A 12,848-nucleotide genomic window follows, 5' to 3' on the forward strand; every position below is an offset into this window, starting at 1 on the left:
CCAGGCCGAAGCAGCCTTGCGAACCGCCGTCGCTGGAGGTATTGCTGCCGGCGCCAGCGCGCAGGTAGCCATGGAAGCCTTCGGAGTCGGATGGATACATGGGGTCGGCGGCAGCGGAACCGCTGGCGATGGCTAAGACGATGGCAGCCGGCAGTGTTTTCAGCACGGCCTTCAACATGTTGCGATGCAGCATGGTAAGTCTCCTCAGTAGTTATTTTTTATCTAGTCATTCGTGGCCGAATGTACTGGCCAGAATTCTTTCCAGCAGGGACATAGTAACTATACTACGAACAAATATCAACATATTATGTTGTAATCCTACGACTACTCTGCGACACTTTATTTACGCAGGGATTTGCCAGTTGAGCACCCCTGATTTTTCCGCTGGCGCACCCGTTTCCGGCGCTGCATGCAAGCATTTGCGCGGGTGCCCCGCATTTTTCGGCACGCGGCGCGTATACGAATTAAAATCCTTGGTTTTTGCCATAACGACAGTGCGCCGCCATGACAGCGCACGCAAACGAGACTAGGCACCGCCATGAAAATTGATGAAAAAATGGAAGTAGCAGGCAGCGATCCGGCGGAGCGTTTCACTGAAGGGCCGCGTCTGCTGGCCGACATCGGCGGCACGAATGCCCGCTTCGTGCTCGAAACGCGCCAGGGCCACCTGGAAGCGGTAGCCGTGCTGCCCTGCGACGACTACGCTTCGCTGCTCGACGCCATCACCGCGTATATGGATAGCAGCGAGGCGCGCGCCGCCGGTTCGGCGCGCGTGCGCCATGCGGCCATCGCCATCGCCAATCCCATCGACGACGACAATATCCGCATGATGAACCATCACTGGTTCTTCTCGATCGAGGCGATGCGCGCCGCGCTGGGCCTCGACACGCTGCTGGTGGTGAACGACTTCACGGCGCTGGCCATGGCCCTGCCTTATCTGCGGCCCGACCAGCGCCAGCAGATCGGCGGCGGCATGGCCCGCGCCGACAGCGTCATCGGCCTGCTCGGTTCCGGCACGGGTCTGGGGGTGTCGGGCATGATTCCCGCCGAAGACCGCTGGATCGCGCTGGGCAGCGAAGGGGGGCACGTCAGCTTCGCCCCCTGCGACCAGCGCGAGATGGACGTGTTGTCCTTCGCCTGGCGCGAACTGTCGCACGTCTCGGCCGAGCGCCTCGCCTCCGGGCGTGGGCTGGAACTGATCTACCGCGCCCTGTCCGACCGCGTTGGCCGACATGACGTGCAGCCGCTGCTGGCGGCCGACATCACCAGCCGCGCCCTGAACAATGAATGCGAAGTGTGCCTCGAAGCGGTCGACTGCTTCTGCGCCATCCTCGGCTCCATCGCCGGCAACGTGGCCATGACCCTGGGCGCGCTGGGTGGCATCTATATAGGCGGGGGCATCGTGCCGCGCCTGGGCCCCCTGTTCGAACGGTCGCAGTTCCGTGCCCGCTTCGAGCAAAAGGGCCGCCTGAACGAGTACCTGGCGCAGATCCCCACCTTCCTGATCACGGCCGAACTACCCACTTTCCTCGGCATCGCCGCCATCCTGGCGCAAAAGCTCAAGCGCGCCCATTCCGGCGCGCCCGTGCTCGAATCCGTGCGCCAGGCGCGCGGCAGGATGAGTCCATCGGAATGCAAGGTGGCCGACTGGGTCTTGAAGGAACCGAACGCCATGCTGACCCTGCCGATCGCCGAAATCGCCCAGAGGGTCGGCGTCAGCCAGCCGACCGTGATGCGCTTTTGCCGCTCGATCGGCGTGCAGGGCCTGGCCGATTTCAAGCTGAAACTTGCATCCGGACTGACGGGCGGCGCCATCACGGTGGCGCACTGCCACGTGGAGATCTCGGATTCCGACGCCGAGCTGGCGCGCAAGGTGCTGGGCAATAACGCCTCGGCCGCGCTGGCCCTGCGCGACATGCTCGACGTCAAAGCGCTGACGGCCGCCATCGAGCTGCTGCGCGGCGCGCAGCGCGTGGAGCTGCTGGCAGTCGGCAGCGCCCGCGTGGTGGCCGATGACATGCAGCACAAGCTGCTCAACCTGGGCATCGTCAGCAGCTTCTTTGCCGATCCGCAGGCGCAGGAAATGAGCGCGGCCATGCTGAAACCGGGCGACGTGGCACTGGTCATTTCCCGCTCGGGCGCCCTGCCCGACCTGCTGCGCACCGTCAAGGTGGCGCAGGGCTGCGGCGCGCGCGTGCTGGCCATTACGGCCAGCGGTTCGCCGCTGGCCAAGCTGGCCGACGTGCTGCTGACCTTGAACCACCCGGAAGGCAACCTCAATTTCGTGCCCATGATCGTGCGCCTGCTGCAGCTGATGATGCTCGATATCCTGTCGGTGGGACTGGCGCGGCGCGACACGGCGCAGCGCACCAGCGCCGCCGAACTGGAAGCAGGTCAATTGCACGGCATGCGCATCAGCGGCAAGCTGAAATTCGGTGGCCACCTCGAATAAGGCGGCGCCCGCCGCTCCCGACACAGCCAGCGGCGCCACCGTGCATGACGTGGCGCGCGTGGCCGGCGTGTCGGCCATGACGGTGTCGCGCGTGATCAACGGGCGCGCCAGCGTCAGCACCGCCACGCGCGACAAGGTCGAGGCGGCGATCGCCAGCCTGCACTACCAGCCCAACCTGGCGGCCAGGGCAGCCCGCACGGGCACCCTGCGCATCGGCCTGCTGTACAGCAATCCCAGCGCCGCCTTCCTCAGCGAATTTTTAGTTGGCGCGATGGACCAATGCCGCCAGGGCGGCGGCCAGCTGCTGCTCGAACGCTGCGAAGACCTGGACAGCCAGCGCGCCGGCATCGCCTGCCTGGTGGCGGCCGGCGTGGACGGCATCCTGGTGCCGCCGCCCCTGTGCGATTCGCCGGAAGTGCTGGCGCAGCTCAATCAGATGGGCATCCCCGCCATCGCCGTGGCCACGGCGCGCCCTTCGCCCGGCGTCTCGGCCGTGCGCATCGACGACTACGAGGGCGCGCTGGCCATGACGCGCCATCTGCTCGCGCTGGGCCACCGCGACATCGGCTTCATCGAAGGCGATCCGGCGCACACGCCGGCCCTGCTGCGCCGCCAGGCCTTCGAGGACGCCATGCGCGAGGCGCATCTGTCCGTGCCGCCGCACAGGGTGGCGCAAGGCTACTTTACGTACCGTTCGGGGCTCGACGCGGCGCGCCAGTTGCTGGCGCAGGCACCGCACCCGAGCGCCATCTTCGCCAGCAACGACGACATGGCCGCCGCCACCCTGGCCGTGGCGCACGGCATGGGCCTGCAGGTACCGGCGCAATTGAGCGTGTGCGGCTTCGACGACACGCCCGTCGCCACCACCGTCTGGCCCGAACTGACCACCATCCACCAGCCCATCGCCGACATGGCGCGCGCCGCCGTCAATCTCGTCATCGACGAAATCCGCCAGCGCCGCGCCGGAGAAACGGCGCCCGCCACGCATCGCCTGATGGAATTTACCTTGATGGCGCGGGCATCGACGGGACCCGTTACGCGGGGTTGATACCGCTACCGCACCAGCGTGCGCTGCGCCAGCGACTCCACCAGCTGCACCGAGGGCGGCGAACCGCCCGCCGCCAGGCAGGCACCCGCGCCCGCCGCGACGGCAAAGCGCAAGTGCTGGCCACCGTCGGCCTCGGGCCGGTACATCAGGCTGTACAGCAAGCCGCCGATGCTGGCGTCGCCCGCCCCCACCGAGTCGACCACCTCGATGACGGGTGGCGCCGCCTGCCAGGTCTGCTCGCCCTGGTACAGCGCGGCGCCTTGCGCGCCACGCGTATACAAATAGGTGGCTTGCGGATTCCAGCTGCGCAGGGTGGCAAACGCGCCGTCGATGTCGTCATGGCGGAACAGGCCGGCCAGGTCCTCGTCGGACACTTTGATCACGTCGGCCAGCTGCGTCATGCGGCGCAGGGTGGCGTCGTAGCGTTCATCCATCATGATGCGGAAATTCGGGTCGTAGCTGATCTTCACGCCAGCGGCCTTGAGTTCCACCGCCAGCGCCAGCAGCTTGCCCGCCAGCGGTTCGCGCGCCAGGCTGATGCCGCCGAAATGCACCCATTGCGCCCCTTGCATCCAGCCAGCCGGCAGGAGCGAAGAGTCGAAATGCAGGTCGGCGCTGTCGTCGCCGATGAAGTAATAGGTGGGCGGATGCAGTTCATGCACGATGGCCAGCAGCGGCGACTTCGCATGGCGCTGCAAAAAGCGCATGTCCAGACCCGCCGCCCCGGTGGCAGCGGCCAGCGCGTCGCCGAAGACGTCGAGGCTGATTGCGCCCGCAAAGGCGCTGGGCACGCCCAGGCGCGCCATCACGCGCGCCACGTTCCAGGTCGAGCCGCCCACCTGGCTCTTCCATGAGTCGGCGCCCGTGCGCAGCATGTCCGTCAGCGCCTCGCCGGCCGACACGAAAGCAGGGAAGTTGGCGCTCATGCTGCACCGCCAATCACGTTCAGCACTTCGTAGCAGGCGCCCATGGTGTGGTAATCGGTCTTGCCGGCCGGGCTTTTCTCGTTGCTGATCTTCCGGTTTTCCGGTGTGAGGATGCGGTACCAGGCGCCGTGCTCATGATCGACGAAGTGCGTCCAGCTGTACTCCCATATCTTGTCGTAGCTGTGCCAGTAGGCCTCGTCGCCCGTGCGCGCGGCCAGCACGGCGGCCGCGGCGAAGCTTTCCGCCTGCACCCAGAAGTATTTATCGCCGTCGCAGATCTCGTCCTGCGGGCCGAAACCGTAGTGGATGCCGCCATGCGCGCCATCCCATGCCTTGGCCAGGGCCGTGTCGTACAGTGCGCGCGCGCGCGGCAGCAGCCAGTTGGACGGGCCGGCCATGAACTTGGCGTGGCGCTCCATGATCAACAGCAGCTTGGCCCATTCCGTGAAATGGCCGGGCTGGTAGCCCCACGGACGGAAGATATTGCTCTTGTCGTGCAGGTTGTAGTCCCAGTCGATCGACCAGTCAGGCTTGTAGTGTTCCCAGATCATGCCGTTCGCCAGGCCCGCCTGGCGCACGGTGATGTTGTGCGCCAGCGTCTCGGCGCGGTGCAGGTAGCGCGCTTCGCCCGTCGCCTCGAACGCGGCCAGCATGGCTTCGCAGGCATGCATGTTGGCGTTCTGGCCCCGGTAGCCGTCCAGCGTGGACCAGTCGGCGCTGGCCACGTCCGCATACAGGCCGTGTTCGGGCAGCCAGAAGCGCTGCTCCATCAGTTCAAACGTTTCGTCCACATACCCGCGCGCTTCCGGCATCCCCGCCTGCAAGGCATGGGCATAGGCGAGCAGCACGAAGGCCAGGCCGTAGCAGTGGTTGGCGCCGTCCTGCACCGTCTTGACGCCGTCCTGCCATGTCAGTTGCCAGGCGTAGCCGCCCGTGGCCGGGTCGCGGTGTGCGTCGCGCAGGAAGGCCACGCCGTGGCGCAGGGCCGCCTGGTAATCGGCGTCGCCGAAGTGGCGGCAAGCCATGGCGTAATTGAAGATGAAGCGCGTGCTGCTGACCAGATGGCGCGTGCTGGCGTCGTACACCGTGCCGTCATCGCGGAAGAAGTGATAAAAGCCGCCGCTGGCGTCGATGGCGCGCGGGTGATAAAAGTGCATCGTGTGCCGGATATGCTTTTCGAGCATGTCCCTGGAGCGGAAATCGGGATTCATGGGTCTCTCATGATATTGTTATCGATAACAATGATGATAGCATGCCGTTTTCACCCCGTCTCGGTCTACTTGGCCAGCCTGAGCTTTTCGCGCCACAGTGCCGCCTGCGCGGGGTCGGCCGCCTGTTCCAGCTCGCCCTTATCGAACACCTGGACCAGCCGCTGCATGGCTTGGGCGTCGCCCTGCTTGGCCGCCAGCAGGTACAGCGCGAACGGCTTGGGCGCCGGCCCTTGCCGGGTTGGGCCGCCACGGCCTTGCTCCAGCAACCGCGCGAAACCCGTCTGCCCCGGCGGACTTTTGGCGATGGCCGCCATTTCATACCAGCCCAGGGCCGCCTCGTCGCTCTGCGGCACGCCCTGCCCCACTTCATACGAGTACGCCACATTGTTCAAGCCGGGTGGATCGAGCGCCTTGGCCGCCCTCATGTACCAGCCAAATGCTTCCTTGCGCTGCACCTCGTCCTTCGCCGTCATCATCAGGCGGTAGCCGATTTCATTGTAGGCGGGGATGAAGCCATTTTCGGCGTAAAACTTCAGCCAGTGCAGCGCGTGCGCCTGTTCTTCCGGGCTGCTGTGGATATGTTCGAAGTGCATGGCCAGCGTGAAATTGGCCAGTTCCACGCCTTGCGCGGCGCCCTTGCGCGACCAGTATTCGCCCAGCTTGCGGTCGATGGCCATGCCTTGGCCCAGCGTGTAGGCCGCGCCGAGGAAAGCCTGCGCCGGGCCATAGCCGCCTTCGGCCGATTTCTGCATCCACGCCAGGCCGGCGTCATAGTCGCGCGGCGTGCCCTCGCCGCCGTGCAGCATCTGCGCCAGCTCCAGCTGGGCGGCCGTATCGCCCCCTTCGGCAGCGCGGCGCGCCTTCCCGAAGGCGGCGACCTTGTCGGACGACAGGTCGGCGGGACGATTGATCACGGCCTGCACGCGCGCGCGCATGTCATCGAGGCCTGACATATCGAATTCGGCCAGCGCCGGATGCTGGCCCGGCTTTTGCAGGGACGCTGGCTGCGCCAGCACGGACTGCGCCAGCGCCAGGCTGAATAGCAACGCGATGGTCTTCATTGCTTTTCCTTCTCGGCCAGTTTCGCGCGCCACTCGGCGGCGTCTTCGGCATTCGCCGCTTGTCCCAGCTCGCCCTTGACATACACCTCGATCATGCGCCGCATGGCGGGCACGTCGCCGCTCCATCCCGCCCGCTCGTACCAGACCAGTGCCCACTTGTCCGACTGCGCCACGCCCAGGCCCAGTTCGTGCGCCCGGGCCAGGTTGCGCATGCCGGCCGGCTCCTTTTCACGCGCCGATCTGTCATACCAGTGGAATGCCTCGCCGCGCTGCTGCTCATCGGTAGCTGCGCGCATCAGGCGCTCGCCCAGCGCGTTATAGGCCGGAACAAAGTGCTGCTCTAGCGCCGCCGCCTTCAGCCATGTGATGGCCTGCGCCTGTTCTTCGGCACTGCTGTCGCCATTGATGAATTCCAGCGCCAGGATGGTTTGCGCCAGTGCGTCGCCTTGCGCCACGCCCTTGCGCAGCCAGTATTCGCCCTGCACGCGATCGATCGGCACCTTGCCACCCAAGGTGTAGGCCAGCCCCATGGCCGATTGCGCCGGCGCATAGCCGCCTTCGGCCGACTTGCGTATCCAGGCCATCGACTGCGCCGTGTCTTGCGGCGCGCCGACGCCCAGCTGCAGCATGCGCGCCAGCTCCAGTTGCGCTTCCACGTCGCCCGCTTCGGCCACCCGCCGGGTCTCGGCAAACTCGGCGATGCTTTCCGGGCTATGAGTCGTCACATCGGCCCGTGCCTTGATGGCGATCAGCTGCAGCTCGAGCAAGGTGGGCGAGGTTTGCGCCAGAACAGGCGGCGGCAATAGCAAAGGAATCAGCAAGAGGAATTTCTTGGGCATGCGACGGTGTCGGGAAGAAGAAAACACGCATGGTAGCCGATGCCACGCCCGACAGGCGCGCACTGCACGCGAAGTTTGACAGGGCATCGCGGCAGGCTTACATTGCACGAGTCCACCACTGACACAGGAACGCCATGAACCGCCTATCGAAAACCGCCTTGACCCTGCTGCTCGCCGCCGCCTGCGTGGGCGCCAGCGCCGCCGAGACCCAGCTGGCCGGCTGCGCCGCCAAGCGCGAAAGCATCCGCAGCGAATTGCGCCAGGCGCAGGAACAGGGGCTGTCGAACAAGGTCGCGGGGTTGGCGCGCGCGCTCGACGAAGTCAACGCCCACTGCCGCGACAGCAGCCTGGTCGAACGTCACAACAAGAAGATCGTCAAGGCGCAGGCCAAGGTGAACCAGACGGAGCGTTCGCTGCGTTTGGCCCAGGAAGCGAATAAGGAGCCGAAGAAGATCGCCAAGCTGGAAGGCAAGCTGGAAAAAGCCAAAGCCGATTTGGCGACTTTACAAACGCAACAACCCTAAGCCTTCTCGCCCAATAGCTGATAAATGCTGGAAAAATCCAGCGCGCCCGACCCCGCCTTGCTGTGCAAACTATACAGATTGCGCGACAGGGCGCCCAGCGGCACGGCCGCGCCGCTGGCCAGCGCGCTTTCCACGGCCAGACCCAGGTCTTTCAGCATCAGGTCCACGCCAAAGCCGCCCGTGTAGCCGCGCGACGCGGGCACGTTCTCGGCCACGCCCGGGCACGGGTTGTACACTTCCAGGGTCCAGTTGCGGCCCGAGCTTTTCGCCATCACGTCCGACACCACCTTAGCGTCCAGCCCATTGGCCACGCCCAGGCGTATCGCTTCGCTGGTGCCGATCATGAGTATCCCCAGCAGCATGTTGTTGCAGATCTTGACCGTCTGGCCGCAGCCCGAGCCGCCCGCGTGGAAGATGGCCTTGCCCATGACGTCCAGGTAGGGCCGCGCCGCCGCCAGCGCGGATTCTTCGCCGCCCACCATGAAGGTCAGGGTGCCGTTGGTGGCGCCCGCCGTGCCGCCAGAGACGGGCGCGTCCAGCATCAGCATGCCCTGCTCCTCGGCCGCGCGGCCCACCTGGCGCGCCGCCTCGGTGGAAATCGTCGAACAGTCGATCAGCAAAGTGCCGGGCCGCGCCTGCGCCAGGATGCCGGCATCACCGAGGTAGGCGCCCAGCACGTGGCGGCTGGCCGGCAGCATGGTGATGACGATGTCGGCCGCGCCTATCGCCGTCGCCTGGTCATCGGACACGAGTCCGCCGCCATCGGCAAACTGCCGCACGCTGGCCGGCAGCAAATCAAAGCCCGTCACCGCATGGCCGGCCCGCACCAGGTTTTGCGCCATGGGCAAGCCCATGTTGCCGAGGCCGATGAAAACGATATTGGTGCTCATGCCCTTCCCCTTATTTCATCGAGATGGTGGTATTGACGCCGCTGCCGCCATCGTCCGGGGCGAACCAGCGCGCCGTGACGGTCTTGGTCTGCGTCCAGAAGTACAAGGCTTGCTTGCCGTTCGGGCCCAGGTCGCCCAGCTTCGACGCGCGCGACCCCGTAAAACTGAAATAGGCGACGGGCACGGGAATGGCCACGTTGATGCCCACCTGCCCCACGTCGATCTCGTTCTGGAATTTGCGCCCCGCCCAGCCGGACGAGGTAAAGATCGAGGTGCCGTTGCCGTTCGGGTTGGCGTTGATGAAGGCGATGGCCTGGTCCAGCGTATCCGTCTCGACCACGCACATGGCGGGGCCAAATATTTCCTGCGTGTAGACGGAGTTCGATGCTGCCACCTTCGAGAAAATCGTCGGGCCCATGAAGTTGCCGCCCTCGTAGCCGGCCACCTTGTGGCCGCGGCCATCGAGCAGCAGTTGCGCGCCTTCGTCCACGCCAGCCTGGATCAGCTTTTCCGCCCGCTGCATGGCCGCTTTCGAGACCATCGGCCCCAGGTCGGCCGTGCGGTCGCTGCCCGGCCCCACTTTCAGCGCTTGCGAGCGGGCGACGATTTCCGGCAGCCAGGAACGCGCCTCGCCCACCAGCACGACGACGGAATTGGCCATGCAGCGCTGGCCGGCCGCGCCAAAGGCGGCGCCGATCAGGTTATTGATCGCCTGCTCCTTGTTGGCGTCGGCCAGCACCACGCAATGGTTTTTCGCGCCCATCATCGATTGCGCGCGCTTGCCCGATTCGCTGGCGCGGCGGTACACATGCGTGCCCACGTGGGTGGAGCCGATGAAGGAGACGGCCTTGATGTCGGGATGGTCGCACAGCATGTTGACGACGTCGGCGCCGCCATGCACGACGTTCAGCACACCCGCCGGCAAGCCCGCCTGGTACATCAGTTCGACCAGGTACATGGTGGAGGACGGATCCTGCTCCGACGGTTTCAGGACAAACGTATTGCCGCAGGCGATGGCAATCGGGAACATGAAGCACGGCAGCATGACGGGGAAATTGAACGCCGTGATGCCGGCCCCCACGCCCAGCGGCTGGTAGATGTTGTAGACATCGACGCCGGTGGCCGCGTTTTCCGCAATTTCTCCCAGCTGCAGGGTGGCGATCGAACACGCGTGCTCCACCACTTCCAGGCCGCGCATCACTTCCCCTTCCGCATCGGGCAGGGTCTTGCCGTGTTCGCGCGTGATCAGTTCGGCCAGGGCGCCGATGTTTTCGCGGATCAGGTGCTGGTACTTGAGCATGATGCGCATGCGCGCGGCCAGCGGGGTATTGCGCCAGGTTTTAAACGCTTCCTTGGCCGTGGCGACGGCGAGGTTGACTTCGTCCGGCGTGGAAAACGGCACCTTGGCGACGATTTCCTGCGTGGCCGGGTTGACGACGTCGCGCCATTCGCTGCTGTTTGATGCGTGGTGCTTGCCGCCGATGTGCAGGGGGATGGCGGGGATCTGGGTGAGGGCTTGGTTCATGTGAGGCTCCATTAATTCGATACGCGAAAGTCGCGTCACAGCAGCGGAAATCTGGGGTCAGACCCGGCGGGTCTAACCCCAGCACTTTGCTGATCCGCCGAAAATTATTTCTTGACCAGGTTGCACGCCGCCGCATCCATCGGCTTGAACGCCTGGTCGGCGGGGATGGTGGACAGCACTTTCAGGTAGTCCCATGCGCCTTTCGATTCGGCCGGGGTTTTGACCTGCACCAGGTACATGTCGTGAATGACGCGGCCATCGGGGCGGATCGAGGCGTTGTTCATCACGGAATCCTTGATGGGCAGCTGGCGCATTTTGTCGGCGACGATCTTCGAGTCGTCGCTCTTGGCGGCCGCCACCGATTTCAGGTAGTGGTAGACGCTCGAATACACGCCCGCCTGCACCATGGTCGGCTTGGCGCCCTTGTTGAGCGCCTCGAAACGCTTGGCAAACACGCGGCTGCGGTCATCGTAATCCCAGTAAAAGCCGTCCGCGTAGACCAGGCCCTGCGCCGTTTCCAGCCCCAGCGCATGCACGTCGGAGAGGAACACAAGCAAGGCGGCCAGGCGCTGGTCCTTGCCGCTGCCGATGCGGAATTCCCGCGCCTGCTTGATGGCGGAGACCGTGTCGGCGCCGCCGTTGGCCAGGCCGATCACCTGCGCCTTCGAGCCTTGCGCCTGCACCAGGAAGGACGAGAAATCTGAAGCGTTCAATGGATGGCGCACGGCGCCCAGCATGGTGCCGCCATTGCGCTTGACGACTTCGCTGGCATCCTTTTCCAGCGAGTGGCCGAAGGCGTAATCGACGGTGACGAAGTACCACGATTTTTGCCCCAGCTTGGTCAATGCCGCCGCCGTGCCGGCCGCCTGCGAATACGTGTCGAACATCCAGTGGAAGCCGTTCGGCGAGCAATCCTCGTTCGTCAAACGTCCCGTGGCGGGGCCGCTGAACATGGCGATGCCGCCCTTCTCCTTCATCAGCTTTTGCACGGACAGGGCCACCGAGGAATTGGTGAGATCGGCGATGGCGTCGACCTTGTCGCGATCCAGCCATTCGCGCGCCTTGGAGGCGGCGATGTCAGCCTTGTTCAAGTGGTCGGCCGAGACGATTTCGATCTTCATGCCCTTGCATTCGGCTTTCAGGCAATCCTCGACGGCCATCTGGCTGGCGACGACGGAGCCGCGCCCGCCCATGGCCGAATACGGGCCGGACATGTCGGTCAGGATGCCGACCTTGACGACGCCATCGGAAATTTGCGCCTGCGCGCCGCCAAAGGAAAGGGTGAGCGCCAGCGCGCCCATGGCCAGAACGGTTTTTTTCATGCGTGTCTCCAGGTGGATGGGTTTTCTTATAGGTATATCTGCATTCTGCATGTGTAAAAATATGCGCTCAAGTGAAATTAATGCATAATTCCTTTGCAAAAATGCACAGAGAGGGTTTGCCATGCTCGATTGGGACAATGTACGGGTCTTCCTGGAACTGACGCGCAGCGCCGGCCTCGTCGACGCGGCAAAAAAACTGGGCATCGACCATTCCACCGTGTCGCGGCGCATGCGCAAGTTCGAGGAGCAGGTGGGCACGCAGCTGTTCGACCGCAACTACGTGGGCTACCAGCTGACGCCCGAGGGCCATCGCCTGATGGAATACGCGGAAACGATGGAAAGCACGGTGTTCGCCGCCACCGAGGAACTGGGCGAACACAACCGGCTGCTGTCGGGCCAGGTGCGCCTGGGCGCCACGGAAGGCTTCGGCGCCATCGTGCTGGCGCCCCACCTGGCGCAGTTCTGCGGGCGATACCCGCACATCAGCGTGGACCTGATCGCCGTGCCCCGTTTCGTCAGCCTGTCCAAGCGCGAGGCGGACGTGGCCATTTCCATCGAGCGGCCCCTGTCCGGCCCGTATGTCGTGACGAAGCTGTCCGACTACCGCCTGAAGCTGTACGCCACGCCAGGCTACCTGGCGCGCCACGCGCCGATCACCAGCGTGGCGCAGTTGGCGCAGCATCCGATCATCGGCTACGTGGACGACCTGGTCTTCAGCGCCGAGCTGCGCTACATGGACAACGTGGCGCCCGACTCGCTGCGCGCGTTTCGCAGCACCAGCGTGATCGCGCAATACCACGCGGCACGCGCGGGCCAGGCGCTGGCGATCCTGCCCTGCTTCGTGGCGCAGCAGTCGAACGAACTGGTGCCCGTGCTCGACGGCGAGATCGACCTGACCCGCGCCTTCTGGATGATCTCGCCCAGCGAGCGGCGCAATATCGCCCGGGTCAGCGCCCTGTGGAATTACCTGCGTGCCGCCATCGATTTGAATCACGCCTATCTGATGGGCGAGACGGCCACGCCCAGCTGGCCAGCCTAAGCAAGCCGCAG

General features: G+C 65.1%; 11 protein-coding genes and 1 pseudogene. 4 read left to right on the plus strand and 8 right to left on the minus strand.

The annotated features are described in order from the left end of the window. Nucleotides 1–193, minus strand: a pseudogene (locus AC54AF_RS22960) (carbohydrate porin); the annotation flags it as partial. A gap of 345 nt (nt 194–538) precedes the next feature. Between AC54AF_RS22960 and AC54AF_RS22965 the strand changes: the two are divergent. Both AC54AF_RS22965 and AC54AF_RS22970 read left to right on the plus strand, forming a co-directional pair. After that, a complete protein-coding gene (locus AC54AF_RS22965; protein WP_496638393.1) occupies nt 539–2,452 on the plus strand; it encodes a glucokinase in 1,914 nt (637 codons plus the stop codon). Next, nucleotides 2,436–3,500 (plus strand): LacI family DNA-binding transcriptional regulator, encoded by a 1,065-nt coding sequence (locus AC54AF_RS22970; protein ID WP_496638394.1) that lies wholly within the window; start codon nt 2,436–2,438, stop codon nt 3,498–3,500. The genes AC54AF_RS22965 and AC54AF_RS22970 overlap by 17 nt, the downstream gene beginning before the upstream one ends. A 5-nt stretch (nt 3,501–3,505) precedes the next feature. Here the strand turns inward: AC54AF_RS22970 and AC54AF_RS22975 are convergent, their stop codons facing one another. The 4 genes from AC54AF_RS22975 to AC54AF_RS22990 form a co-directional block, all read right to left on the minus strand. Next, nucleotides 3,506–4,426, minus strand: a complete 921-nt coding sequence (locus tag AC54AF_RS22975; protein WP_496638395.1) for a carbohydrate kinase family protein — start codon at nt 4,424–4,426, stop codon at nt 3,506–3,508. Further along, nucleotides 4,423–5,637, minus strand: coding sequence for an AGE family epimerase/isomerase (locus tag AC54AF_RS22980; RefSeq protein WP_496638396.1), 1,215 nt, complete (start codon nt 5,635–5,637; stop codon nt 4,423–4,425). Before AC54AF_RS22980 ends, AC54AF_RS22975 begins: the two co-directional genes overlap by 4 nt. Nucleotides 5,638–5,702: 65 nt before the next feature. Further along, the gene (locus AC54AF_RS22985) at nt 5,703–6,698 is read right to left on the minus strand and encodes a tetratricopeptide repeat protein (RefSeq protein ID WP_496638397.1); all 996 of its coding nucleotides are present in this window, start codon (nt 6,696–6,698) and stop codon (nt 5,703–5,705) included. Beyond that, entirely contained in the window at nt 6,695–7,537 is an 843-nt protein-coding gene (locus tag AC54AF_RS22990) for a tetratricopeptide repeat protein (RefSeq protein ID WP_496638398.1), read from the minus strand. The genes AC54AF_RS22985 and AC54AF_RS22990 overlap by 4 nt, the downstream gene beginning before the upstream one ends. 134 nt (nt 7,538–7,671) lie before the next feature. On the opposite strand from AC54AF_RS22990, the gene AC54AF_RS22995 reads away from it, so the two are divergent. Continuing rightward, nucleotides 7,672–8,061, plus strand: a complete 390-nt coding sequence (locus AC54AF_RS22995; protein WP_131685867.1) for a DUF1090 family protein — start codon at nt 7,672–7,674, stop codon at nt 8,059–8,061. Here AC54AF_RS22995 and mmsB read toward each other — a convergent pair. The 3 genes from mmsB to AC54AF_RS23010 all read right to left on the minus strand — a co-directional run bounded on the left by mmsB (nt 8,058) and on the right by AC54AF_RS23010 (nt 11,798). After that, nucleotides 8,058–8,951 carry a 3-hydroxyisobutyrate dehydrogenase gene (gene mmsB, locus AC54AF_RS23000; protein WP_496638399.1) on the minus strand — a complete coding sequence of 298 codons (894 nt, stop codon included), beginning with the start codon at nt 8,949–8,951 and terminating at the stop codon, nt 8,058–8,060. The two genes, AC54AF_RS22995 and mmsB, sit on opposite strands and share 4 nt — an antisense overlap. A gap of 10 nt (nt 8,952–8,961) precedes the next feature. After that, nucleotides 8,962–10,476 (minus strand): CoA-acylating methylmalonate-semialdehyde dehydrogenase, encoded by a 1,515-nt coding sequence (locus AC54AF_RS23005; RefSeq protein WP_496638400.1) that lies wholly within the window; start codon nt 10,474–10,476, stop codon nt 8,962–8,964. Nucleotides 10,477–10,580: 104 nt separating this feature from the next. Beyond that, on the minus strand, nt 10,581–11,798 hold the full coding sequence (locus tag AC54AF_RS23010) for an ABC transporter substrate-binding protein (protein ID WP_496638401.1): 1,218 nt from the start codon (nt 11,796–11,798) through the stop codon (nt 10,581–10,583). A gap of 121 nt (nt 11,799–11,919) precedes the next feature. Here AC54AF_RS23010 and AC54AF_RS23015 point away from each other — a divergent pair, with 121 nt between their 5' ends. Next, the gene (locus AC54AF_RS23015) at nt 11,920–12,837 is read left to right on the plus strand and encodes a LysR family transcriptional regulator (protein ID WP_496638402.1); all 918 of its coding nucleotides are present in this window, start codon (nt 11,920–11,922) and stop codon (nt 12,835–12,837) included. Nucleotides 12,838–12,848: the final 11 nt, after the last annotated feature.

The organism is Janthinobacterium sp. JF4 (assembly GCF_059617925.1).